At 34.0% G+C, this 26,001-nt stretch carries 24 protein-coding genes, 1 pseudogene and 1 riboswitch; of the genes and pseudogenes, 14 read left to right on the top strand and 11 right to left on the bottom strand.

All coding sequences use genetic code 11. From position 1 onward, the window contains the following. Positions 1-176: 176 nt before the first annotated feature. On the bottom strand, positions 177-2,027 hold the full coding sequence (locus tag HNS38_RS10745) for an Ig-like domain-containing protein (protein WP_172346439.1): 1,851 nt from the start codon (positions 2,025-2,027) through the stop codon (positions 177-179). Positions 2,028-2,088: 61 nt separating this feature from the next. Then, entirely contained in the window at positions 2,089-2,721 is a 633-nt protein-coding gene (locus tag HNS38_RS10740) for a polysaccharide deacetylase family protein (RefSeq protein WP_172346438.1), read from the bottom strand. Positions 2,722-2,771: 50 nt separating this feature from the next. Between HNS38_RS10740 and HNS38_RS10735 the strand changes: the two genes are divergently transcribed. The 9 genes and pseudogenes from HNS38_RS10735 (at position 2,772) to HNS38_RS10695 (ending at position 14,991) form a co-directional block, all read left to right on the top strand. Then, entirely contained in the window at positions 2,772-3,488 is a 717-nt protein-coding gene (locus HNS38_RS10735; RefSeq protein WP_172280601.1) for a metallophosphoesterase family protein, read from the top strand. Next, positions 3,488-4,741, top strand: coding sequence for a hypothetical protein (locus HNS38_RS10730; protein WP_172280599.1), 1,254 nt, complete (start codon positions 3,488-3,490; stop codon positions 4,739-4,741). The genes HNS38_RS10735 and HNS38_RS10730 overlap by 1 nt, the downstream gene beginning before the upstream one ends. Before the next feature lie 185 nt (positions 4,742-4,926). Beyond that, the gene (locus HNS38_RS10725) at positions 4,927-6,843 is read left to right on the top strand and encodes a T9SS type A sorting domain-containing protein (RefSeq protein WP_172280597.1); all 1,917 of its coding nucleotides are present in this window, start codon (positions 4,927-4,929) and stop codon (positions 6,841-6,843) included. 251 nt (positions 6,844-7,094) lie between these two features. Then, positions 7,095-7,550: pseudogene (locus HNS38_RS10720) on the top strand (sulfatase/phosphatase domain-containing protein); the annotation flags it as partial. Between the two features lie 198 nt (positions 7,551-7,748). Beyond that, entirely contained in the window at positions 7,749-10,766 is a 3,018-nt protein-coding gene (locus HNS38_RS10715) for a PAS domain S-box protein (protein ID WP_172346437.1), read from the top strand. Between the two features lie 164 nt (positions 10,767-10,930). Next, a complete protein-coding gene (locus tag HNS38_RS10710; protein WP_172346436.1) occupies positions 10,931-12,589 on the top strand; it encodes a peptidylprolyl isomerase in 1,659 nt (552 codons plus the stop codon). 342 nt (positions 12,590-12,931) lie between these two features. Continuing rightward, positions 12,932-13,504, top strand: a complete 573-nt coding sequence (locus HNS38_RS10705; protein ID WP_172280589.1) for a sigma-70 family RNA polymerase sigma factor — start codon at positions 12,932-12,934, stop codon at positions 13,502-13,504. Beyond that, positions 13,501-13,791: a hypothetical protein gene (locus tag HNS38_RS10700; protein ID WP_172280586.1), complete on the top strand. Its 291-nt coding sequence runs from the start codon at positions 13,501-13,503 to the stop codon at positions 13,789-13,791. The genes HNS38_RS10705 and HNS38_RS10700 overlap by 4 nt, the downstream gene beginning before the upstream one ends. A gap of 138 nt (positions 13,792-13,929) precedes the next feature. After that, positions 13,930-14,991, top strand: coding sequence for a DUF3089 domain-containing protein (locus HNS38_RS10695; protein ID WP_172280584.1), 1,062 nt, complete (start codon positions 13,930-13,932; stop codon positions 14,989-14,991). 78 nt (positions 14,992-15,069) lie between these two features. Here HNS38_RS10695 and HNS38_RS10690 read toward each other — a convergent pair whose 3' ends face one another. Continuing rightward, positions 15,070-15,702: a hypothetical protein gene (locus HNS38_RS10690; protein ID WP_172280582.1), complete on the bottom strand. Its 633-nt coding sequence runs from the start codon at positions 15,700-15,702 to the stop codon at positions 15,070-15,072. A 177-nt stretch (positions 15,703-15,879) separates the two neighbouring features. Between HNS38_RS10690 and HNS38_RS10685 the strand changes: the two genes are divergently transcribed. The 3 genes from HNS38_RS10685 to HNS38_RS10675 all read left to right on the top strand — a co-directional run bounded on the left by HNS38_RS10685 (position 15,880) and on the right by HNS38_RS10675 (position 18,276). Next, a complete protein-coding gene (locus HNS38_RS10685) occupies positions 15,880-16,557 on the top strand; it encodes a ferredoxin--NADP reductase (protein ID WP_172280580.1) in 678 nt (225 codons plus the stop codon). Further along, positions 16,557-17,600, top strand: a complete 1,044-nt coding sequence (gene rlmN, locus HNS38_RS10680; protein ID WP_172280578.1) for a 23S rRNA (adenine(2503)-C(2))-methyltransferase RlmN — start codon at positions 16,557-16,559, stop codon at positions 17,598-17,600. The genes HNS38_RS10685 and rlmN overlap by 1 nt, the downstream gene beginning before the upstream one ends. Before the next feature lie 286 nt (positions 17,601-17,886). Then, positions 17,887-18,276 carry a hypothetical protein gene (locus tag HNS38_RS10675; RefSeq protein WP_172346435.1) on the top strand — a complete coding sequence of 130 codons (390 nt, stop codon included), beginning with the start codon at positions 17,887-17,889 and terminating at the stop codon, positions 18,274-18,276. Positions 18,277-18,349: 73 nt separating this feature from the next. On the opposite strand, the gene HNS38_RS10670 is transcribed toward HNS38_RS10675, so the two are convergent. Next, positions 18,350-18,949 carry a TlpA family protein disulfide reductase gene (locus HNS38_RS10670; RefSeq protein ID WP_172280574.1) on the bottom strand — a complete coding sequence of 200 codons (600 nt, stop codon included), beginning with the start codon at positions 18,947-18,949 and terminating at the stop codon, positions 18,350-18,352. Positions 18,950-19,282: 333 nt separating this feature from the next. Here HNS38_RS10670 and HNS38_RS10665 point away from each other — a divergent pair, with 333 nt between their 5' ends. After that, on the top strand, positions 19,283-19,495 hold the full coding sequence (locus tag HNS38_RS10665; RefSeq protein ID WP_172280572.1) for a hypothetical protein: 213 nt from the start codon (positions 19,283-19,285) through the stop codon (positions 19,493-19,495). A gap of 83 nt (positions 19,496-19,578) precedes the next feature. On the opposite strand, the gene HNS38_RS10660 is transcribed toward HNS38_RS10665, so the two are convergent. The 5 genes from HNS38_RS10660 to ribD form a co-directional block, all read right to left on the bottom strand. Then, a complete protein-coding gene (locus HNS38_RS10660; protein ID WP_172280570.1) occupies positions 19,579-20,376 on the bottom strand; it encodes an alpha/beta fold hydrolase in 798 nt (265 codons plus the stop codon). Between the two features lie 164 nt (positions 20,377-20,540). Next, positions 20,541-21,002, bottom strand: coding sequence for a 6,7-dimethyl-8-ribityllumazine synthase (gene ribE, locus HNS38_RS10655; RefSeq protein WP_172280568.1), 462 nt, complete (start codon positions 21,000-21,002; stop codon positions 20,541-20,543). 82 nt (positions 21,003-21,084) lie between these two features. Next, entirely contained in the window at positions 21,085-22,308 is a 1,224-nt protein-coding gene (locus HNS38_RS10650; protein WP_216663692.1) for a bifunctional 3,4-dihydroxy-2-butanone-4-phosphate synthase/GTP cyclohydrolase II, read from the bottom strand. Next, positions 22,305-22,967, bottom strand: coding sequence for a riboflavin synthase (locus HNS38_RS10645; protein ID WP_172346434.1), 663 nt, complete (start codon positions 22,965-22,967; stop codon positions 22,305-22,307). The genes HNS38_RS10650 and HNS38_RS10645 overlap by 4 nt, the downstream gene beginning before the upstream one ends. Continuing rightward, entirely contained in the window at positions 22,967-24,079 is a 1,113-nt protein-coding gene (gene ribD / locus HNS38_RS10640; protein WP_172280564.1) for a bifunctional diaminohydroxyphosphoribosylaminopyrimidine deaminase/5-amino-6-(5-phosphoribosylamino)uracil reductase RibD, read from the bottom strand. Before ribD ends, HNS38_RS10645 begins: the two co-directional genes overlap by 1 nt. Positions 24,080-24,149: 70 nt before the next feature. Continuing rightward, positions 24,150-24,277, bottom strand: a riboswitch (FMN riboswitch). A gap of 165 nt (positions 24,278-24,442) precedes the next feature. On the opposite strand from ribD, the gene HNS38_RS10635 reads away from it, so the two are divergent. Beyond that, on the top strand, positions 24,443-24,949 hold the full coding sequence (locus HNS38_RS10635; protein WP_172280562.1) for a hypothetical protein: 507 nt from the start codon (positions 24,443-24,445) through the stop codon (positions 24,947-24,949). A 475-nt stretch (positions 24,950-25,424) separates the two neighbouring features. Here the strand turns inward: HNS38_RS10635 and HNS38_RS10630 are convergent, their stop codons facing one another. Next, positions 25,425-25,715, bottom strand: coding sequence for a type II toxin-antitoxin system RelE/ParE family toxin (locus tag HNS38_RS10630; RefSeq protein WP_172280560.1), 291 nt, complete (start codon positions 25,713-25,715; stop codon positions 25,425-25,427). Then, complete coding sequence (locus tag HNS38_RS10625) at positions 25,712-25,963, bottom strand: hypothetical protein (protein ID WP_172280558.1); 252 nt, start codon at positions 25,961-25,963, stop codon at positions 25,712-25,714. The genes HNS38_RS10630 and HNS38_RS10625 overlap by 4 nt, the downstream gene beginning before the upstream one ends. Positions 25,964-26,001: the final 38 nt, after the last annotated feature.

The following is a 26,001-nucleotide window of genomic DNA, read 5'->3' as shown; positions in this document are numbered from 1 at the left end:
CATTTGAGTAATATATTTATTAATAATAGCTTCCTAAATTAACAAGAGAAAAAAAATGACTAGATTGTCCATCCCCCAGAAAAACACGTTGATCCATGTTTTGCCTGTTTAATAAAAAGACGATTGCCCAAAAATGATTAAACTTGTTTTAAGCATATTTTGGACAACAGTTGTAATTACTTCTTTTCTTTTTTCTCTTTCTTAATCACCTCTGGCCTTTTTCGGTCTTTAATGGTGATCTTCCAAGTTTCTTCTATATTCCAACCGGATTTTGCAGAAAGTGGAAGTGGGAAGTAATAAACAGGTTCTGATAAAAGGTTTAGTCCGTAATTTCCTGTATTCCATCTTCCGTTTCCATTAAAGTCTTCCAAGGCTTTCAAGTAATAGTCTCCTTCTACAACATAGGGTAGTACCAAGAGAGAGTCACCATAGATTACATGTTTCTGAATCACTATTTCTTTATCAGCTTCTCCTTTAACCAAGGTGATAACCACAGGAGATACACAGTTTGAATCAACTTGAATACTGACATTAATATTTGAATAATCATCAATTGTTGAAGTGGTCATGCTTAAATTGATACTGTCGTTTTCTAATCCGAAAATATCTACCAAGGCTTCTTGTGGAATACTTATTTTATAATTAGTTTCTTCTTTCCAAGGATATTCAATTCTTAGTTTTCTTTTTAGACTATCTAGGAAATAGGCTTCTACATTTATTTCCATTGTATCTTCTAAAGCTACTAAGTTTTTAAGATTAGCATAGGCCAATGGAGTTTCAAATTCTAATAGCACAGATTTGTAAAAAGGAAAGGGTTTCTTTACATTATTGCTAAACTTTAATACCTTTTTATCTTCCTTTTTCTTTGTACTCTTGTCTTCTTTTTTCTTTCTTCGGCGTTTGGGTTTATCTACTTCCTTTTTAGCTGTTCTTACTACAAAGTCCATAGTGTCGATAGCCAATGTGTCTACCTGCATACTTAAGAAAAGCGTATCGTATTTTAAGTCTGGGAGCCAAAGTGTTAAGGTGTCTCTATACTTAGAGAATTCTTCAATATACCAGTTTTCATCAGTACTGTCATTAAATAGATTAAAGTGAATACTATCTTGTATAGGGAATTTAAAAAAGAAATCAATTTTCTGATTAAGCTCTACTGCTGTTTCGGCTAATCGAGGTATGGAATCATGCTGAGTGAACAAATATAAATCAACTGGATTCTGAACCATAGAATAGGAATGATATTCCCAAATACTGTCCATTAGAGCAGTATCGTTGAGGTTGATAGGAATAGAATCCGGAATAAAATCGAAGACATCCTCAGGAAATATTAAAGAATCTAGAAATGAAATTTCTTCATTGGGCATATCGAAATAATAATTGCTATTCACATCTTTTATGGCAAACATCAAGTAATCATCAAGTCTGAGGTTGTTGAGTTTGTATTCACCCAGTTCATTTGTTCTGGATACATAATAAGGTCTTACAAAATAGGGGAGGCTATCAAATGGAATGGTATCGTTCATTCCTTTTTTATACAAACAAACATAAACAGACTCCTCAGGAGTGAGATATTCTGATTGTAAAATTTTTCCTCTAATGCTTAAGCTATCCAATGATGGACCTGTACTAAAAACATATTCAAAATTTTCAATGGGATTGTCCTCGTGCAAATCGCATATGGCATCACCAAAATAATAGGTATAGGTAGTGTTTTCTCCAAGGATAAGGTCTTTATCATTTTTGATGACCACTTTTTTCCCTTTCAGTTTTATATCAGGATCTTCATTTAAAGGAGGTGAAATAATCAAATTTTGTTGTAGATCCTTTAAAACTAAAAACTCGTCGAACTGCAATTGGATTTTTCGCGGGCGGGTATTGCGACTATATTTTACGGGATCGCTACCTAAAAACACAGGTGGCTCTTCATCTTTTGGCCCTCCTCCAAGGGGGCCTGGAGAAGCACAATATTGCAGGCTCATTGCGAGAAGCAAGAAGACCAGTAGCTGGTATTTTTTTAGAAATCTCAAATCAAATCATTTTTTTCTGAAGCAAAAATAAACATCATTTCTTATGAAGTCCTTATTTTAATCATTTTTTAGTTTTCAAAAGCGGTGTTAGCGAACAAAATTCATATCCTAATTTGGTGAAATGGGCCAAATATTGAGGTAAAACATCTAAAACTTTCTCTCTCGATTTCTCATTATCATGAAAAACGACAATGTCACCAGCTTTGCTTTGTAGTACATTAAATAAGCATTGCTCATTACTCAGTTGCTTGTCGAAATCTCCACTTAGAATATTCCACATGATGATTCGGTAATCATCTTTTAAATGTTTGATTTGTTGATAATTGATTTGTCCATAGGGTGGGCGAAATAAATAGGAATCAATATATTCTGAAGCTTTTTTTACATTGTTAATATAATCCTTCGCTGGGGTTTTCCACCCGCTGAGATGATTATGAGAATGATTACCTATTAAATGGCCATCTTTTTGTATTCTATGTATTAATTCTGGATAATTCTTGGCATTTTCACCCACACAAAAGAAAGTGGCTTTGGCTTGGTAATCCGCGAGAATTGCTAAAATTTCCATGGTGAGATTTGGGATGGGCCCATCATCAAAAGTTAAATAGATTTTTTTTTCATTTGTAGGAATCTTCCATATCAATGATTTACTCATTAATTTGGAGATGAGAATAGGAGTTTTAACTAAATACATAAAAGCAAAAGTAAAGTATTTTTGTATTTTAGCCCGTACAAATTATTGGCATGGAGCAAAAGCGCTGGGTAATACCCGATATACATGGTTATGTAAAGACTTTGAAGTCCTTACTGGCTCAAATTCGTCCTTCTAAAGAAGACCATTTAATCTTTTTAGGTGATTATATTGATCGTGGCCCCGATTCAAAAGGGGTGATTGACGAGATTTTAAACCTTCAGAATAATGGTTACCATGTGACTCCCTTGATGGGAAATCATGAGGAGTATTTTCTTAGAAATTACGATTATGCTTTGGAGAATAGTGGGTTTTTGCAAAAACTAAAGCCTAATAAAATAAAAAAGGAGTGGTACGAGTTTGGCGGTAAGGACACCATGAAATCATTTGCAACCCGTTCTATTATTAATATCCCCCAGAAATATATTGAATGGATGCGTAATTTGAAATATTATTTGGAAATGAATGATTGTGTTATTGTTCATGCTGGATTGAATTTTAATCTTCAAAATGTATTTCAAGATAAACATGCCATGTTATGGCTTAAAGAATTCAATATTGATTCTTCAAAAATTGGAAATAGACAGTTGATTCATGGACATACTCCGGTGGATTTGGAATACATTCATCATTGTATCAATCAAGAAAAACAAGAATTTATAGATTTGGATAATGGAGTTTTTTTGAGTCAAAAACCCGGATTTGGTAATTTGGTGGCTTTTGAAATAAATAAAAGACTTCTCATCACTCAGCACAACGAAGACGAATAATGAGGCTAAAATATTATTTCAGTTTACTGCTGATATTTTATACAATATCACTTATTGCACAGCAAGATACCAGCTTTTTACCTATGCCTTCTGGACCTTATCAAGTAGGAACAACAGAATGGTTTATAACCGATAGTTCAAGGCAAGATCCCTTTAAAAAGCGTGACAAGAGGAGACTGTATATAAAAATATGGTATCCAGCTCAAATTAAGAGTACAGAAAAGCCAGAATTGTATTTAGAAAGTTATCCCACAGACCTTATCTATAATGCCTTTAAAATCAAGAAATTCTCAAAGGAATGGATAGCCTCAATTCAAGAATATCCTACGCATTCTTATCCAGAGGCAGAATTGATTGCTCAGAAAAATGGTTTTCCAGTGATATTGTTTAATCCTGGCTTCTATTTTGGAATGGCCGATTTGTATACAGGAATGATGGAAGCGCTGGCTAGTCAAGGATATATAGTATGTAGTATAAACCATCCTTATGAGCAGCCTTACATAAAATTCCCCGATGGTGAAGAAATCTATTTAAAAAAGAAAAGGGCCCAATGGTCCTATATGCAATTGGTTTTTGCCAACTGGTTTCAATGGAAGAAAAAAGACAGCCCAGAGAAAAATATTGAAATCACTCGATATTATCATAAGATGTTGAGGAGGTTTAAAAAGATTGTGAATTTTTGGGTAGAAGACACTCGTTTCTTTATAGATTATCTGGAGGAAGAACAAGATAGACAAGTTGAACATGCCTTATTGCAAGCCATGGATTTAAACGCCATTGGCGCTTTTGGACAGTCGGTTGGTGGTTCAGTAATCGGAGAATTATGTGTTCAGGATGATAGAGTAAAGGCCGGAATTAATCTAGATTGTTTTCAATTTGGGAATGCTATAGACCAGCCCCTTAAACAGCCATTTATGCTGATTGAAAGTGATTATAACGCCGATTGGAACCTTGGGAACACCGTTAACTTTAGTCATACAGATGGTGATTTTGCCTTTTTACGCTTTCCAAAGTCCAGCCATTTTGTTTTTAGTGATGGGGCAGTATTACCCTATCCCGACAGAGATAATGAAGTGAGAATGATAGGTGATATTGATGGGGCTTTGGTTTTTAATAGTTTAAATCTATACATATCCGAGTTTTTTAATCAATATCTAAAATTTCAGCATTCCTCTGTTATTCAGAGTAATATGTCTAATTTGTATTTGGATTATTTCCTTAGAAAAGCTCCTCTGAAAATTGAAAAGGAATAGGCTTTAGAATTTAATTCAAGTATTAAGCTTTAAGTCAAATACCTTAGTCAAAAAAAATACAATGGTTTAAGAATTGTATTTTTTCATTGGAAATGATTAAGAGAAAATAAATGTTGATTTTATTGGTTTTTATTCATTTTAAAATTTCCTATATTTGCTCTCTAACATTAATAAAATCACATACTATGAAAAAAATTCTACTTTTTGCAATGCTTTTCAGTTTTTCATTGGCTTCTATGGCGCAATATGAAACTGTAAACATTAAAAATTTAAAAAAATCAAAAGACATTGAGGTTTCTCAAAAGAATAACCTTCCTGCCCCAGTAATTAATGCAGATAAAGCAGTAGCAGAAGATATCAACCGTATTTATGTCGGAAAGGCTAAAGATTTTCGTACGGTTCGTAAAGAAGATACACGAGCTATATCTTATAACCCTGAATTAGACATTATTTCTATTGTTTATGTTTTAGATCCTGCTACCTACGGAACCAATGGAACAGATATGGGTATGGTTTATTCTACTGATAGAGGAGCAACTTGGTCTGAGCCATTAGTAATATTTGACAATGGTAATTCTTATACAAATGATTATCCTTCTGGAATCGTTTTTAATCCCGATGGTAATACCGCTGTTGAGGATGCTTATGGAGTTATGCAAAACATTTCTCATGTTGGAGGTGACTGGGGTTATAAAATGTGGGGAAGTATGACTTTAGGTGGTGAAAACCATGCTATTGAAATTAGTCATAACCCAGATAATATTGAAGATGGATATTGGAACCAATACGGTTTAACACAAATTGAAGATCAAGTTCGTTGTTTAAATATGTTACCTCAAGGTGATTGGGGAAATTATCAATCTGCTGAATTACAGCCTATATTTGGTGATTTTGAAGGAACTGATTTTTTGTGGGATGAATCTATGTTAATTGAAATGGATTTATCTCAAAGTTCTGAAGATGGTCAAATGGCTTGGATTGGTTCTTATCAAGCTCACGATGGTGGTATTGATATGGCATGGTCCGAAGATGGACAAATTGGTTATATGTATATGGTAGGAGCTACTAATGATTTTCCTTCAGGATATCAACCTATCGTTTATAGAACAGAAGATGCTGGTGATAACTGGGACCTTATTGAATTAGATTTCACTACTGACGAGATGCAAGCTTTATTGGAGCCATTTATTATTGAAAACTGGAAAGGTGATATGATTCCTTCTGTTTTTGAATCTGCTAGTGTTGTTGATATGCATGGAGATCTTCAAATATTTGCTGCAACAGGTTCGCATTCTGCTGATATTTATAATTATCCGGATTCTTTAGGTTGGGGTTGGACTTATCCTGGTGATTTAATGAATTTGGTGGTTAATGATAATGGTTTAACAGATATCATTTGGATTGATTCTTTATTTACTTCAAATTTAGGTGATGACGACGAAGGAAACTATGCTGGTAATGGATGGAACCACAGATTAAGTGCTGCAAGAAATGAAAATGGAAGTCAAATTTTCTTGACATGGACTGATACAAGAGACGTTGCAAATGAATTAAATGTAGAGCCAGATGTTTTTGGCTGGACTAGAGATTTAGTATATTACGAATCTATTGACCCAATATGTTTAACAGAAGGAACATTATATGAAAAATTCTATTATTTTACTTATGGTTCTGAGATAGCCTATTTAAATGAAGAAGGTAGCTATACCATTCCTTATATGCAATGTGTAACACCTGGTGAATTTGCATCTAATGGTGGTACAGATCCTATAACTGTTAATTATATTACAGGAATTAATTTGGTAAATTTAATTGTTGATGGTGTTAGTGATATGCAAAATCAAGCAAGCTTCAAAATTTCTCAAAACCAACCTAATCCATTCACAGGTTCTACTATAATAGAAATTACTACTCAAACTGTTAGTCCAGCTTCTATTGAAGTAACTAGCCTTTTAGGACAAACTGTTTATAGCATGAATGCTGGTATCATTAATGGTAGTCAGAATGTTGAAATTAATGCTGAGAACTTAGAGTCTGGTGTTTATTTTTACACGGTTACTATTGGTAACGAAAGCATAACAAAGAAAATGATTATCGAATAGTCAATTTCTTTACTCTTATAAAATCGGATTTCATATTTATGGAATCCGATTTTTTTTGTGCTTTTTAAATATTTGTATTTTTTCTCCATCCATTGCTTTGCCAATAAGGATAAAGTTCAATTCATAGCGCATCATATGGGTCACATTGAAAATTATTGGGAGTATACAAAGGCTTACTCAGAAAACTGCTCAGCAAGTCTAATCCACAAAGGACTTTCCACTTTTCTAAATGATTATGATATACCAAAGGATTTGTGCACGAAGGAGGAATAAGAGTTCCATTAATAGTTTCTTGGCCTGATGAATTGGATTCTGCTTCTGTTTCTGAATATATTTCTTCATTTAGTGATATGATGCCCACCTTCTGTGATATTGCACAAATAGATATTCCTGAGGAGTCTGATGGAATAAGTTTTTTGCCGACTATTTTAAATCTGCAGCATCAAGTAAATCATGAGTATTTGTATTGGGAGTTTCCTGAGTATAATGGTCAACAAGCCATTCGGTTTGGAGATTGGAAGGCGATTCGAAAAAATATTCAGAATGGAAACTTAGAGCTTGAGTTATATCATTTACTCAGCGATCCACAAGAACAGAATAATGTAGCTGAGCTTCACCCTGAAATCATAAAAACAATAAACATATTCATGAAAGAATCTCATGTGAAATCAAGTATTACACCATTTCAGTTATATAATATAGACTAGTTTGCTTTTGAAAATAAAAGCACGTTAGCTGCTTTGTTTGTTGATATTTAGTATTTTATGGGAATGTTAATTTTGTGGTTTAATCCGGAATTATCATTACATTTGGGATTATATAGCATCGCATCAGTCATTTCTCTTTCTCTGCATTCTGTTTTCGGATTTAATTATTAGATAGAACCAAATAAACGAATATTCTATATGGGCAAGGGAAGACATACCGAAGATGAGCTTTATCATTTTTTATTCAATACGTCTTCAGATATTTTAGCGATTCAAAATTTCCATCATGAAATTTTGGATGTAAACGAGGAAGGTTTAAAAAAGATAGGATATCAAGCCAGTGAGGTATTGGGACAACCTATTTCAAAAATTCAAAAAAAGTATTCCTTAGAAGAATTAGAAGGCATCACCCAAAAACTGATGGAAAAAGGTGAAGCAAAATTCGAAAGCCTATTTCTTTGTAAAGATGGAAGTGAATTGCCAGTAGAGGTTATTGCAAAAGTGATAGCTTATAAAGGGGCTAAAGCTGTTTATACTCAATCTAGGGATGTTAGTGAACTTAAAGAATCCCAGCAGAAATTAGCTTTACAACAACAGGCCTCATTAAAAATATTCAGTGCTTTAGATGGAATAGTCTATGTAAGCGACCCATTCAGTTTCGAAATACTATTTGCCAATCAAGAGCTTATAGATTCTTTGGGTGTTGAACAAAGTATTATCGGAAAGAAGTGTTATCAAGTTATGCAAGGTTTAGATAGTCCTTGTTCATTTTGTACTAATCCTATTATATTCAATAATAAAAAAAATGATTCTTATGTTTGGGAATTTCAAAACAAGCAGAATAATCATTGGTATCGTTGTTATGACAGAGTAATAGAGTGGTTCAATGGCAAAAATGTAAGGTTAGAATTAGCTGTTGATATTACTGAGGAAAAGGAGAGACGTTTGCAAATTGAAGATCTAAACCTTCATTTAAAATCCATTGTAGACAGTCCAAAAGATTATGCACTTTTTAGATTAAAGATAGACCTTCAGACTAATAATGCTGAGGTTCTAATGATTAGTGATTCTATTATTCATTTATTTGGAATTTCACCTCAGGAGAAAAATACTTTTGCCAGCTGGTTTGAAAATGTTCATCCTAAAGATATTAAAACAGTATTTAGAGAAATATATAGGAATTTAAAGCCTCCTTTTAAACATCAAATGAAGTTTAGAATAGTACATCCTGAAAGAGGAATACGATATTTTAAACTAGAAGCCACAGGAATCGCATATCGGCAAGAAGCTGAATTGTTAGAGTATTCAAATGGATTTATTATTGATATTACAGATTCGGTTTTAGCTACCCAGGCATTAAAAGAAAGTGAGGAAAGATATCAATTGGCAACTGCTGCTTCCGAAAGTGGTATTTGGGATTGGAAATTAAAAGACAACTCTGTTTTTTATAGTGATCAATGGAAAGGACTTTTAGGTTATCAAGCTCACGAATTGGGCAATGAGTTTTCTACTTGGGAGGATTTACTTCATCCTGATGATAAGGAAAGAATGATAAATACAGTGCAAGCCTTTTTAGAGAAGCCTAAAAACTTCTTTATTGAGGAATTTAGAATGAAGCATAAGGATGAGACTTATAGATGGATTCATAATAAAGCAGCAGCTGTTTTAGATAAAAATGCTAATGTCATTAGGATGTTTGGTGCACATACGGATATCACCAAAGAAAAGAAGACCATAGATCACCTCATCAAATCAAAAGAGGATTATAAACAATTATTTGAACAAGCCCATGATGCTATCCTTATTTTTAATCCTGAAGATGGAGTGATACTGGAGGCCAATAAAGCGGCTTGTGAAGTTTATGGATATTCTTATCAAGAATTTGTAGGAAGTTCTATCACTAATTTTTCAAAGAATCCAAAAAAAGGGAAATTAAGGATAGAGCAAACCCTAAAAGATGGAGTTTATACCAATTTCGAAACCACACAATATAATAAAGAGGGCAGGGAATTGCATTTTGAGATTAATGCTTCCTTAATAAACTATCAGGGAAATAAGGCCATTTTAAGTATCAATAGAAACATCACTGAAAGAAAAAAAGTAGAGTTGGCTCTAATTGATAGTGAAGCCAATTTAATGTCTGTTTTAGAGAGTTCTCAAGATGCCATTTGGTCGGTTGATAGGGAATACAAACTACTGACGATCAATTCAAAGTTTAGAAATGAATTTCATTATAATTATGGTGTTAAACTCAATAAAGGGAATTGTATTTTGGATTTTGTATCCAAAGAGACTGCAGATTTATGGAAATCTCGATATTTAAGGGTTTTTTCAGGCGAGTCTGTTGTAGAAATTGATCAATTCGAGATAGATCATAAACCCTATTATTTTGAAATTACCATTAATCCTATTGTTTATGGGCAGCATATCTCTGGAGCATCTGTGGTTTCTAAAGATGTTTCAGAACGAGAAAGAACACAGCAATTATTATTGATAGCGAAAAATCAGGCAGAAGAGAATAATAGAATGAAATCTTATTTTTTAGCAAACATGAGTCACGAGATTCGAACTCCTATGAATGGAATTATGGGTTTTGCAGATTTATTAAAAGAAGAAGATTTATCAGAAAAAGAAAAGGGTTTGTATATTAGTGTTATTGAACGAAGTGGTGGTAAGATGTTACGTTTAATTAATAATATCATTGATATTTCCAGAATAGAATCGGGGCAAATGAATGTAGATTATAGCGAAGTAAACGTGAATGAATTATTGTATTTTCAATATGCTTTTTTTTCACCCGAGGCAGAAAGAAATGGTTTAGAATTAAAGCTTGAAACACCCAATATTGGCGAATTAAATATTTGGTCTGATTCCACAAAAATTGCTGATATTTTTACCAACCTAATCAAGAATTCTATTAAATACACCAAAGAAGGACAAATATCTTTTGGATATTCAATTCTTGGTAAAACCATCAAGTTCTTTGTGAAAGATACGGGAATTGGAATTTCTGAGCCTAAGCAAAAACTCATCTTTGAACGTTTTGTACAGGCAGAGAAGGTGGATAATAAAGTTACCGAAGGCGCTGGTTTGGGTTTGTCTATTACCAAAGCTTATGTAGAACTTTTAGGAGGAAGTATAGAACTTAAATCGTGCAAGCATAAAGGTACAGAGTTTATTTTTACACTTCCTATAAAAGGAAAACTAAAAAACTAAAGCTTTCCCCCTTAAATATTTACAAAAAAAAGTACAGATTGATTCTGTGTTCTATACCATTGTATTATTTTTATTCTGTATTTTTGAGCAAACGAAATGAGCTGGTATTTCTATAGATGCTAGCGATTTTCTTCTTTATTCATTTCCTAACCTAAAACTCATTTATGAAAGCATTAAAATTTACTTCCTTTGTTTCAGTCTTTTTAATCCTATTGATTCTTGGAATCTCTAATGAAAGCAAATCCCAAACTGTTGTGCAATGGTATACCTCTATGGGCGATTTTAGAGCCGAATTGCGCGAGGATCTTGTGCCTGAAACAGGTCAGAACTTTATCAACCTTTGTAACGATCATTTTTATACTGATTTAATTTTCCATAGAGTCATTAGTGGATTTATGATTCAAGATGGTTGTCCTTATGGTACTGGTACCGGTGGACCAGGGTATTCTTTTGATGATGAGTTTCATCCTGATTTACGTCATGATGAGCCTGGTATACTTTCTATGGCTAATTCAGGACCAAATACCAATGGTTCACAGTATTTTATAACTGTGGCTCCAACAGAATGGCTCGATGATGCTCATGCTGTATTTGGAAAAATTATAGATGGAATGGATGTGGTTTATGCCATAAGTGAAGTGGAAACCAATGCCAATGACAAGCCATTAATTGATGTAGTGATTGATAGCATTAGAGTGGTTACTGGAGACAGAACAATAGAACTAACAGCACCCGTTTCTAATGGAAAATGGAATGCCGCTGGAACAAGCATCATTACTTGGAATAGTGCTTTTATTGCAGATGTGAAATTGGAGTTTTCATCGGATAATGGAACTACTTGGGAAACCATAGAGGAGTCTATTTCTGCCAATACTCGTGCTTACGAGTGGGACGCCCCAAATGTAACATCAGATGCCTGTTTTGTAAGAATTTCTGATGTAGCTTATCCAGATATCATGAGTATGAATGAGGAGGCTTTCACCTTTGCATCTCTCGAGTTATTAGAACCTAATGGCTTCGTTACTTACCAAGTGGGAAGAGAATATGAGGTGACATGGTCAGGTGAGTTGATAGGTGATTTGAGTTTATACTATCAAGCTTCCGATGGAGGTGATTGGGTATTTGTAGCCGATGGTATTGATGCAGCAAGCGGTTCCTATATGTGGACTCCAGAAACAGCCACAGATTGGTGTAAAGTAAAACTAGAAGAAACTGCTTTCCCAGATTTGAATGATGAGTCTGATTTTAGGTTCTTTGTTTATTTATTGGATGTTTTAACGCCTATGGATGGTGAGTTATTGATGCCAGAATATGAGTATGATATTACATGGAATAGTGAGGTGATTTCAAATGTTAAAATAGAGTTTTCATCGGATAATGGTGATAATTGGTCAGTGTTGGAAACTAGCTTACCAGCAGATAATCAGGTGTATAGCTGGTTGGTCCCTGATGCTAATTCACAAGACTGCTATCTTAGATTATCATATCCTAGTAATTCTGATATTTACTCAATTAGTGAGAAATTTGGAATAGATATATTATGGACTGTTGATGAACTAAATGAACAAGCATTTACAATATCTCCAAATCCAGTAAACGATTATATCCATATTGATTTGAAAAATGTGATTTCTGGAAAAGAGAAAGCCACCATCAAAATCTATAATTCTAATGGTCAGGTTGTATTAGAACAAGAAATGAAAACTGAGGAAATACAAAATAATCAAACAATTTTAGATGCTCAAAAACTTCCTCAGGGCATTTATTTCATCAATGTAAAAACTGATAAAAAGGAGAGTAGTTTGAAGTTTATAAAGATGTAAATTGACATAGAACAGAAAGATTTAGAAAACCATGAGCAGTTTTATTGTTCATGGTTTTTCTTTGAAAGACTTTGCAATATAGCTGATAAAATTGAGGCACAAAGTGAATAACAGGCTCTGGCTTCTGTTACTTTTATCTCTATTTATATTTGAAGTTGAGTTTCGTTATCATTTATTAGTTGTTGTGCTAAACATACTACCTTAGGACGTCAATATGTTTGTCCAGTTCAAACTATATAATTCATTCGTAGAGAAGAATAGTAAATACTATTTTAAAGCAGTGAATATTTATTGTTTCCAAAATATTTTGATAGCTATAAACTTTGAGTATTTTTGCTAGATATGAGCAAAACTGCCAATATATTAAATCCTGAGAAATGGGTGCAAAACCATTCCGACTACCTTTATAATTACGCTGTATATAAAGTTAGTGATGATGTGATTGCTCAAGATTTGGTTCAAGACACTTTTATTGCTGGCCTTAAGGGTAAAGATTCTTTTAAGGGAAATAGCACGGAGCGCACCTGGTTGGTATCTATTTTGAAGCGAAAAGTTATCGATCATTATCGCAAATCTTCAGTTAGGAAAAACACAACAAATACAGATTTCAGTCTTCCTTTTAATGCCGATGGAGCTTTTAAGAACCATTGGAGTGATGATGGTGAACCTGGACAATGGAATATTGATCAATCAAATGATCTGGAAAAAGATGAATTTCAAAAAGCTTTAGACTTATGCTTGAGTCTTCTACCTCCTCAATGGCGTGAGGTTTTTCATATGAAGATGATGGAGGAGTGTAGTGGAGAAGAAATTTGTAAGGACTTAAATATTACTTCGTCTAATTTGTGGGTGATTATGCATCGAGCAAAGTTGAAGATGAGAGCTTGTATTGAAAAAAATTGGTTAGAAGTATGATGAAGAAAATGATGATAAGAGGGATGGATGCCATCATGTTGAGTTGCGAAGAAGCTACATACTTAATTACCAAGTCGGAGATGACTAAGGTGGGCTGCATCAAGCGAGTGCAATTAAAAATGCATTTGGCAGGATGTGAATTATGTCGTCGTTTTAAAATTCAGAGCGATTTTATTGATAAAAATTTAGTCAATCTTGAAAAATTAAAGCTTAATAATACCTCTCCAAACATAGAGCTCCCACAAGAGAAGAAAGAAGAGTTACAAAAATTATGTGAGCAGACTTAATGATTCTCATTTGAGCTTTTTCTTTAGATTTCTATGGTTAAGTTGAATCTCCTATTTATCCTATTGCCTTAATTAAATCTCCTATATTAGATTTATATTACCTTTGGTATAAACATTTAAATAAGTCTATTTTTTCATATGAAAGCACTAAGGAACTATAACCATCAAATCGAACTATTTCCCCAAAGTCCAAAGATTTTAGTTTTTTCAAAGTTGATTATTCTATTGAGTTTTTTACTTTTTATAAATTCCTGTACTCAAAGAAAAGTCAAGCAAGGCTTTATTAAAATAGACTATTCCTTAAACCAAAATTGGGCTTGTTATCCGGTTTCTAATCAGGATGATATGGATATATTCTTTATTGCTCCAACTGTATATAGTGGCGACAGTGTGAGTTTTAATCTTTCGCTTGAGAATGAGGATCTAAAAGGGAACTTTATAGGTGCCATAAATATGGAAAAAGGTATTTATGATGCTGAAGCTAATTTTTATGCGCCTTATTATCGTCAAGCTAGTTTAACAGCTTATATGAGCAGAGGATATGCAGAGGAATCTGAAAATCCTTCAGTAAATATGGCTTTTAAATTGGCATATTCTGATGTGGAGGAGGCTTTTGATTATTATCTTTCTCAAAGTGATAAGCCTTTTATTTTAGCAGGGTTTAGTCAAGGGAGTGAGATGATAATGAAGCTGTTAAAGCATCGTTTTCAAAATGAGGGATTGCAAAACCGATTAATCGCCGCCTATGCTATTGGTTGGCGTTTAGAGGAAGAGGAGGTCATGGAATATCCTCATTTAAAACCTGCTCAAAACGATAGGGATTTAGGAGTGATTATCTGTTATAGCAGTGAATCAGAGGGTATAGCTTCCTCTATTATTGTTCCCAAATTTAGTCTGTCTATCAATCCATTAAATTGGAGAATTGATTCAGTGCTTGCTGATAAAAGCTTAAATTTAGGGGCTTGTTTCACCGATTATGCTGGAGGTATAAATAGGGAAATAAAAGAGTTTTCTGGAGCCTATATTTCTCCTTCTAGGGGAACCCTTAAAGTCATCGATATTCTTCCTGAGGATTATCCTCCAATACTGCCTATTTTTAAAGAAGGCGAATATCATATCTATGATTATCTATTCTTCTATAGAAATTTGCAGGCAAATATCGCGCTAAGAAAGGCTATTTATTTTCAAGAAAAGAGATAAATAGGAGATCCAAAAAGCCTTTAGTTCGATAAAATCAAATCTAATGGCTATTTATTTTATTAACTAGGATTTATGACCCTACTGTCCCAATTTGAATATCAAACCAGCAGTTAAATCACCTTGGAAAATAACCACTGTACTGCTTACACTAGCACCACAATTACTTCCTCCACTTCCAATACCACAGTAAATCCCTCCTCCATTAAAGTACATAGGCATATACATATTTCCTTGGAATTTGATTCCAACTTTATCTGTAAAATAGTATTTTATTCCTGCACCCAAATTGATCATAAAACGCCACACATCAGTAATATCGCCATTCGTAGCATTATAATATACTGCTCCAGCTTTAAAAGTACCAAAACCAATAAGCTGAGGATTAGATAATTCTACCCCTTTTGTTCCTCCAATAAGAAACATATGAGTTTGTATATCAAATTCTCTAGAAGGTAATAAGTCTATGTAACTAAAGTTTGGTCGCCATTGTGCATCTGAAGAACTAACTGCATAGGAAAGTTCCAGCATACTATGCCCACCAGCGTCGAAACCTAAGTGAAGGCCATAGTTTATATTGTCTTTTATCTTTAGGCTTCCTTCGTAGAAATTACTTTTTCCACCAAAGAAATATCCAACCATTGGAGAGAGTTCTACTTGTGAATAGGTGGATAAACCTGTAAATAGAAGGGCAATGAGTATTAGTTTTTTCATTTGAGTTTAGTTTTGATCCAGAACCTTCAGAAATAAAATGAAGATTTCTTAGCGTTATTTATAGCAAATATAAGGGTTTGAGGAATTAAAAATAATTTTAACAAAAAATAAAAACTTTAAGAACCATTGCTTCAAATTAGATTTCATGGGAATGCTACCTTTGCACAAATTTAATTTATGCATTACGCAGATAAACATAGCTTAGGTGAAATAGAATTATTCAAAGCAAAAGTGACCAGAATAGATGATTTAGGTGAGAATGCTTTTGTCTATTATTTCAAACGGTTTTTCGATTTTAAACCAGGGCAGGTGGTGGCTATTTCATTACAAAAAGATGAGCCTCCTAGGCTTTATAGTATTGCGAGTGAACCTAAAAATGAAGAGGTAGCTATTTTGTTTAAGGTAAAACCTGATGGTTTTTTAACACCTCGTTTGGCTGAAGTTAAAATAGGCGGCACCATATTAGTTAGCCAGCCTTTTGGGGCCTTTTATGGTAGTAAAGGAGCTGATTATTGGATAGCTGTAGGAACAGGAATTGCTCCATTTGTATCTATGCAAAAAAGTGGTTTAGCTCCTCAGAAGACTCTGATACATGGTGGGAGAGCTGAAAAATCCTTTTACTTTGATTCATTGTTTATTAAGGATGATTCATTGAAATATATTCCTTGTAGTTCTACCATGGAGAAGGAAGGCTTTTATAGTGGAAGACTTACAGAATACTTAAAAACTGAAGAGCTGGAATTAGATAGAACATTCTTCATTTGTGGTAGCTCTGAAATGGTGGTGCAAGTTCGAGATATATTGATAGATAGGGGAGTAGATTACGATAAAATCATAGCAGAAATATACTTTTAATGGTAAAAGAAAATATATTCGGTAAAACGAAAAAAGAATTACAAGAACTGGTTGTAGGCTTAGGTTTGGCAAAGTTTATTGGAACTCAATTAGCAGAGTGGATGTATAAAAATAATGCTCGAACATTTGAGGATATGCATAATATCTCTAAAAAGGCCAAGGCTTTATTAGATGAGAAATATCAATTGGAAAGAGTGGAGCATGGAACTGTACAAAAATCAGTTGACGGAACTAAGAAATATCTTTTTCATGTAAGAGGTAGCCATTTTATTGAGGCTGCTTTTATTCCAGATAGAGACCGTGCAACACTTTGTGTTTCTTCTCAAGTAGGCTGTAAAATGGGCTGTTTATTCTGTATGACGGGAAAACAAGGTTTCCAAGCTAACTTATCAACTGGCGAAATCTTGAATCAAATTTATAGTCTTCCAGAATTCGACCAATTGACCAATGTGGTATATATGGGAATGGGAGAGCCTTTTGATAATCTAGATAATGTTTTGAGAAGTATTGAGATTCTTACTGCTGATTATGGAATGGCTTGGAGTCCAAGGAGAATTACCGTTTCTACCATTGGTATCATTCCTGCAATGAAAACTTTCTTGGAGAAATCAGAAGCGCATTTGGCTATTAGTCTGCATTCTCCTTTTGAAGAGGAACGTAAAAAGATTATGCCCATAGAAAATGTATATAATCTACCGAAATTATTGGAAGTGATTAGTAATTTTGAGTTTGGTGGGCAAAGACGAGTGAGTTTTGAGTATATCATGTTCAAAGATTTCAACGATGGAAAAACTCAAGTTGACCAATTGGCCAGAATTCTAAATGGTATTAAATCTCGAATCAATCTAATAAGATTTCATCCCATTCCAGGAACTCCTCTATTGGGTTCCGATGATGAAACCATCCTCAAATTCCAAGCAGACCTTAAGAAAAAAGGCATCATGACTACCATTAGAGCTTCTCGTGGACAAGACATTTTTGCGGCTTGTGGACTTCTTTCTACCAAAGAATTGGTGAAACGAAAGGAAGAGGAGGATTTTTAACCTTTTATGGAATATCATTCTATATATTGCTCCTAATTGATCACTTTATTTGGCTTAACTCTTATTATTTCAGTAGTTTTTGCTGTATTTAGGTAATTCTATTTTCTAGTTTTTTTGACGAAGCGAAACATTGCGTTTATGATCATATTCGTAATCAGAGTCTTGCTATATGAATGAAATTTCTTTTGAGAAGTGTGTTTATTCGTTCAAAGAAAATATGGATAATAAGGAGTGAGAGCTATATTTTTCCTTAACTTTACTATGCAACACATTAAACTTTTAAATAATGAAAAAGAATATTTTACTATTGAGCATTCTCCTTATCGGCTTTGCTTTATTAACTAACTCTTGCAAAAAAGACGATGACCCAGAAACAAAAACATGCAACCTTATAAAGAGTGATACCCTCGATACGGATATGGGACTGGTCTTCACTGTTGTTAAAACTGGGGATGCTAATTGTACTAAAATCACTTATTCTATTGCAGGATCAGAACAAATACTCACTAATCCTACACTTCCATGGACCCTAAGTGCTTCAGGAGAAGCTGGAAGTACTATAGCGCTTACAGCAGATGCTACTACCACAAATGGAAGTATTTCTATTAGTATAACTGGGAATTCAGCTAGCTCCTCACTTTCTTTAAGTGAATCTTGTTCGCAGTATAACGATTGATGATATCATTTAGGGGTAAGAAGTCGAAATTTGATATTGGGTTTTGGCTTTTGGCCTCCATCAATTTGGGGTGTTACTTTATAAGTTCATCAAGTAAATCCCTTACTTTTTGGCTGTCCCATTTTTTATTTCCAGTTTCTTTCACAACGATGATACCTTCTTTATTTATAATATAGGTGGTTGGAAGACTTGTGCTAGAAAGTTGACTAGGTTCTTGATCTAGTGGGCGGTAAGATTTTAAATCCCAATTCTTGTCTTTTAAAAAATTTCTTGTAATACTTTGGTTTTCATTACTGATAAATAGAAAATATACTTTGTCGCCATAATCATTTTGCAATCTCTCAAAAGAAGGCATTTCAGCAATACAAGGTGGACACCAAGTTGCCCAGAAATTAATAAGAATGGGTTTGTCTGATAATTCTTTTAGTTGGATTTTTTGATTATCACCATTTAATAAGGTCCATTGATAATCAATAGGTGATAATTCACCATACTGATCGTCAGCTGAAACTGAAGGTGCAAAATTGGTTAATTCTTTAATGAATACCATGATGGGAGTTCGAGTAGCAGGAATTAAAAGGCCTGCGAATAAAAGAATAAAGAATATATCAGACACCCAAGCCCACCAAGATTTCTTCTTTTGTTTGACCCAGTATTTTTGCAAAAAATTCATGATTAGGTTTTTTTGCAAAAGTAGTATTATTCTTCTCTATTCCGTTTTGAAAATTTTTTAGAGGAAAATGAAATTATAAACAATAGAATGAGAATTGGTTCGTTAATTCTATGCCATTTTGTTTGTTTCTATTCAATTTCATTATGGTTATGCATTTATGTGTATGGCACTTAGTGAGTTGTGAAATATTTGAAAATAGCCAACTTTTTATTTATCAACATGTCTTGTGCATAACTCAGAAAATTTAAAACGATTTAGTTTTCTGAAAGATATCTTTTTTAATAAATTTGACACACACAAATTGAATACACATTACACCAAAACACAAAGAATATGAGTAAATTATTTGGCAAACTTTTCCAAGGGAAGGATTATACAGAACGTGGTAAGAAAATCATGACTATCCATAAGGGGAAATATACCACTTATCAAAAATACTTAGAAGTTAATCCAGCAATTGCAGAACAATATTTACAGTTTATTGGTAAACATCCAGACGCTGTATATATTCGTTGGGATAAAACAAAAAGTAAGTTTACGATGTAGTATTGTATATGTTTTTATAATAATAAGTATATTATAAGGGGCATAATAGAATGACCCTTAGGGTCTTTACTTAAAACAAGAAATTAACTGAAGCAAAATTCACAAAAACCTTTGATGGCGGTTGTAGTTTTGCTTTTTTCTTCTAGCCATCCCATATGTCCAGAGTTCCCTAAAATAGTAATTTGTGCTAAAGGAGCTATTGAAGCTTGAGCCAATGCATGATCAATAGCAATTCTACTGTCTTTCTTACCTAGAATAAACAATACAGGAACTTTTGAAAATGCTATTACATCCAAACGCATTGTTCTCTCTTTCATACCTGCTAAAGCAGCTATTATTCCTTTGGGATTCATGGCATTAGCCATTTCAATTTGATTCTCAATCTCCTTTTTAAACATTAACTGATTATTTTCCGCAAAAAGAGAAGGAATAAATTGATTGATGAAGCTCATTTTTTCTTGCTTTACTATTTCTATAGTCCGCTCTCTATTTTTTTTAGCTTCATCAGAATCCGCCATACTGTGGCTATGGAATAATCCAAAACCATTCAAGCGCTGTGGATACTTTTCAGCGAAAGCTAGTGTGGTATATCCACCCATGCTGTGTCCCACCATGATACATTTTTCAATGGTTTCGGCAAGTAAAACTTGTTCTACTATTTCGGCCATAAAGTCCATTCCATGACTTTTGCTCCATATTCCTGTTTCACCATGCCCTGGTAAGTCGATGCAAAGAACTTGATAATTCTTCGAAAGTTCCTCGGAGTGGTAATTCCACATGCCAAGGTCTTCCATAAATCCGTGTAATAATACGATGCATTCTCCCTGACCTTCAATTTGATAATTGATATTTTTATTTTGAAATATAATTTGTTTTTGCATGCAATAAATTTTGTGTAAAAATAAGGTTTTTCATTGTCATTGTAGGATAGCAATTTGAAGTTTTCAATCCTATCTTCGAATATTTGAACATTCTTAAATTAAAAAAAAACGCAAACCGAAGCTTGCGTTTTATAGCGTTGACTAGATAAAACTTCTTTAAATGTTTATATTTCATTCAATAAGTTAACCATCTCAATGGCTCCCATAGCTGCTTCAAAGCCTTTATTCCCAGCCTTTGTTCCTGCTCTTTCAATAGCTTGTTCAATACTATCTGTAGTAAGAACACCAAAGATAACTGGTAATCCTTCTGCCATAGAAACAGAAGCTATTCCTTTAGAAACTTCAGAAGAAACAAAATCAAAGTGAGGGGTTGAACCACGGATGACAGCACCCAAGCAGATAATGGCATCGAATCGACCAGTTTGAGCCATTTTTTGTGCTACCAATGGAATCTCAAAAGCACCAGGAGCCCATGCAATTTCAACATTCTCCTCATTGACATCGTGTCTTTTTAGCGCATCAATCGCTCCTTCTAATAATTTGCCACCTATAAACTCATTGAAACGACCTACAATAATACCAAATCGGTTATTTCCAGCTGTTAATTTACCTTCTATTATTTTCATTTTGTATATGTATTTATTTTTTTTTAATTAGCTTTTGCAAATGGCTGGTAGCTAGAAACTAATAACTTTTAGTTTTTCACTATTAACTTTTCACTTTCACATCCAAATTTCTAAGAACATGTCCCATCTTACTAGCCTTTGTTGCCATGTAAAAAGCATTTCTTTCATGGTGATTAGCTTCAATATGAACGCGTTCTACTACTTCGATTCCATAGTTTTCCAGAGAATGAACTTTATCTGGGTTATTGGTAAGTAAACGAACCTTTTTTACCCTTAATTCTCTAAGCATGTCTGCAGCGGCTTTATAATCTCTTAAATCTGGAGCAAAACCTAAAGCTTCATTGGCTTCTACGGTATCCATTCCCGCTTCTTGAAGTTTATAAGCTTTTAATTTATTATTGAGCCCAATTCCTCGTCCTTCTTGTCTTAAATAAATGAGAACACCATTGGAGTCAGCAGCAATACGTTTCATAGACTCGTCTCTTTGTTCACCACAATCACATCGATGACTTCCGAAAACATCACCTGTTAAACATTCAGAATGCACTCGCACTAACACAGCCTTTTCAGGATTAAAATCTTTTGAACTAACTGCAATATGTTCTTCACCATTATTCTTACTTAGAAATCCGTGAGCGATAAAATCACCCCATTTATTGGGGAGCTCTACGCTTGTGATTTTCTCCACAGAGCTTTCGTGCCGACGACGATATTCAATGAGGGCAGCAATGGTGATTAATTTTAAGTCATGTTTCTTCTTGTAAATTTCCAAATCAGGAACTCGAGCCATACTACCATCTTCGTTCATGATTTCGCAAATGACACCAGCAGGATAAAGACCAGCTAGTCTTGCTAAGTCAACAGCTGCTTCGGTATGGCCTGCTCTTTGTATGACTCCACCAGATTTTGCTTCCAGAGGAAAAATATGACCAGGTCTTTTGAAATCCTCGGCAAAAGCCTCAGAATTAATTAATTGCTGAATGGTATGAGCTCTTTCGTGGGCACTGATACCTGTGGTAGTTTCCATGGCATCAACACTTACTGTAAAAGCTGTCTGATGGGAATCAGTATTGTTTTCCACCATCTTACCAAGTTTCAAGGCTTGTAGCCTTTCTCCGGTCATAGGTGTACAAATTAATCCGCCAGCTTCTTTGGCCATAAAATTGATAGCTTCGGGGCTGACCATTTCTGCGGCCATAATTAAATCACCTTCGTTCTCTCGCTGCTCGTCATCGACTACAATGACCATTTTGCCCATTTTTATGTCGGCAATAGCTTCCTCTATGGTGTTGAATATCTTGTTCATGATAAAAATCCATTTTTAGCTAAGAAATCCATATCGAATGATTTCTTTGGTTGGTTTTTGGTTTGTGCTGTGCTTGGAGATAAAAACCTCTGCACATATTTTCCTATCATATCTGTTTCCAGGTTGACAGTATCGTTTATGTTTTTTCCTAAAAGGGTAGTTTCTTGTGCGGTGTGTGGAATAATGGAAACTTCAAAAGAATCGTCTTCAACTTTTATAATAGTTAGAGAGATTCCATCGATAGCAATGGAGCCTTTATCTAGAATTTGATGAAGAATAAAGGCTGTAGTACTAATATGAATCCGCCAAGCAATATCATCTTTATGAATGGCTTTTACTTTTCCAATGCCATCTATATGTCCTGAAACCAAGTGACCTCCTAACCTATCGGATAGCCTTAAGGCTCTTTCTAGATTTACTTTTGAACCGATTTTTAATTCCGAGAAATTGGTTTTTTCAACCGTTTCAGACATTATGTCGACGGTAAATCTTTGAGATGTGATGGCTGTAACTGTAAGACATGCTCCATTGGTACAGACACTATCTCCAATTTTTACATCCTCTAAAACTTTATTGGCTTTAATGGTAAATTGATAAGAATTTTGGCCAGCTCTGATGCTACTTATTTCTCCTACTTCTTCTATTAATCCTGTAAACATTAAAAATAGCCCTCCATTAATAAATCGTTTCCAATAGTTTTATAATGAACCTCTTTTAATTCTGGAACATCGCCTAAATGTTTGATTCCTTTACCTGTAAAAGATGATTTCGAATTCATTCCTCCTATAATTTTGGGAGCGATAAATGCATATATTTTTTGAGGAAGGTGATGTTGTAAAACACTGAAGTTGATAGAGCCACCACCTTCAACTATCAAACTATCAATACCTTCTTCTCCTAGTTTTTCGAGTAAGTACTCCAAGTTTACTACTCCATCTTTTAATGGACAAACCCAAACTTGAACGTTTTTGTATTCTTCAAATTCAGCTATACGAGCTTGGCTTGCCATACGAGTAGTTGCAATAATCAAAGGAGCTTTGTCATCGAGTATTTTAAATCCATGAGGGGTTTTTAAAGTGGTGTCCACCACTACTTTAATAGGGTTTTTTACTTCTTTGTCTAATCTTACTGTAAGGGCGGGATCGTCTTTTAATACGGTATTTATTCCTACTAAAATGGCTGTATAATCTTGTCTCAATTGATGAACTACTTTTCTGCTTTCAGCACTGGTAATCCATTGACTCTCCCCACTATAAGTGGCAATTTTACCGTCTAAACTAGTAGCCGTTTTAAGGGCGATGAATGGAGTTTTATATTGGATAAAATGGAAGAATTTTTCATTCAGTTTTAATCCCTCTTTTTCCAATAAGCCAGTTACCACTTCAATGCCAGCTTTCTTTAATATTTTAATTCCTTTTCCAGACACTAAAGGGTTGGGGTCGATATTGGCAATAAATACTTTAGAAAATCCTTGTTTGACAAGTGCAAGGGAGCAAGGAGGGGTTTTGCCTTGATGGGAGCAGGGTTCTAGGTTCACATATAAATGTGCTCCTTTTAAGTCTTGGCTAGCATTTTCAATAGCTCTAATTTCGGCGTGAGGCCCACCATAATACTCATGAAAACCTTCTGAGATGATTTCATCATCTTTTGTGATAACTGCACCTACCATAGGATTAGGAGCTGTAAAACCACTTCCTTGTGCAGCGAGCTCAAGGCAGCGTTTCATCATTTTTTGGTCAAACTTGCTAAAGTTTGCTGATTTCTTTGACATAAAAAAAGCCCTCGTATTTTTGGTCGACAGGGCAGTGCAAAGAAAAGCCAAAATAGGCTATTCATCTGTAAATCTTCTTCTATCATCCAGACTTTACTGTCGGTATTGGAATTTCACCAAATCAATCGTGACGATTATCGTCATGAGTCGCGGACTATCACCGCCGGTCGGGAATTACACCCTGCCCTGAAGAATTTTTTTATTACGTTGCAAAAGTATCTCATTTTTATGGATATGGATGTTAACAAATGCAAAATAGCTATTTAATGTTGGTATTTTGGAATGGGTTTAAATAGCCAATCGATTTATAGCAATAGCAAAAAGGTTATATCTTTGGTTATCATTAACCAAAATCAGATTCGAATGATATCAATCTATAGAAACACAATCAAACTAATTCTATTTATTCTTTGTATCTCTTCTTTGTTTTTTAGCTGTGGTAAATGTAATACTAAATCACTTGGCCAACCTTTCTGTGATAATGGTTATAATGAATGGACAGTTGCTGAAATAATTGAAGGATCTATTACTGGTTTTGACTTTAATAATTCTCCAATAGTCATAAGGAGACAAACTCAATATGATTCTTTAATGTCAGAGCATAAGCCAATAGAGGTAGATTTTGAAAAACACACTCTTTTAGGCATGGGAGGGGGAGGTTCTGGCCAAGGCATTAATACAATGGCATGGGTATGTAGGAATACACAAAAAGATGAAGTTAAAATGTATGTGAAATACTCTATGGAAAATCAGTGTGCAGGCTCTGGTATCATTTCAATACCTTTTGTTTATTGGGCTAAGGTTCCAAAGCTTTCAACAGAAACAAAGGTATATTTTGAGGCTATTGATGTAAATCCATTTGATGATTAATTTCTGATATTATTGCTGTTCTATTGCTATGTTACATAGGTATATCTGGTGATTTTGAAATATTCACGATGTTCTTATTTCTATAGATGTTTCGGTGCTCTGCACCTTTTGTTTGTAATTGAAAGATAATGAGCTAATTTAGAACAATCATTAACAAGGGGCAGAGACCCGTCTACCTCTATAAAAGAAATAAGAAAATTTGGTATCAAGCTACAGAGTAGCGAAACAATTTAGGTATTTTAGGGATTTCTGTTGTCGTCGCTGCTCTGTTAGCAAATTGCTGAGACTTATCTGGTGACTTTGAAATTATCATTGCATTCAAATTTCTATAGATGTTTCGGTGCTCTGCACCTTTTGTTTGTAATTAAAAGACAATAGCTAAAAAAGGTAATCATTAGAATGGACAGAGCCTCGATGACCTCTATAAAAGTATCACAAAAAAAATATGCCAAGCTACAGAATCAGATTCAGATAATTAAATCGTTTGATTACTTCTATTGTCAATAAACGCAATCAATTCAATGGAGTTTTTATGAACTCTATAAATTAAAGAAGTCTGACTGCTTATTACGCATTTTCTTAAGCCATTGAAACTTATTGATTCAGGACAAAGTTTTTGATGAACCATCAATTTATTTAATAGATGGTTAACTTTAGATTCAAATTTTTCAGCTTCCCTAAGAGACCATTTTGCTAGAATATATTCAATAGTTTTTAAATATGAATCTTCTGCAACTGGAGACCATATGATATGAGGTGGTCTCATTTTCTGCCCAATAAATGGTCAACTTTTGATTGAATAATTTCATGAGAATGACCTTCATTATTCTCCAATTGAGATAATCCTAATTCAATTGTTGATTTATCATTTTCACTTAAATAGTCCCACCAATCGATTGGCTTTTTTTGCAAAGCTGAAAAATAGGCTTGAACCTGACTCAAAATACCTTCATCATTAGTATTAGTAACTAGTTGATGTAATATTTCTTTTAATTCAGAAGTCTTTGAGTTCATATTTCAGATTTTTATAATCATAATTAAAGAGCAAAGAT

It is taken from the genome of Lentimicrobium sp. L6, assembly GCF_013166655.1.
Lineage (GTDB): Bacteria > Bacteroidota > Bacteroidia > Bacteroidales > UBA12170 > UBA12170.
Note: the sequence above shows the minus strand (reverse complement) of the source record. Positions and strands in the feature narration are given on the sequence as shown.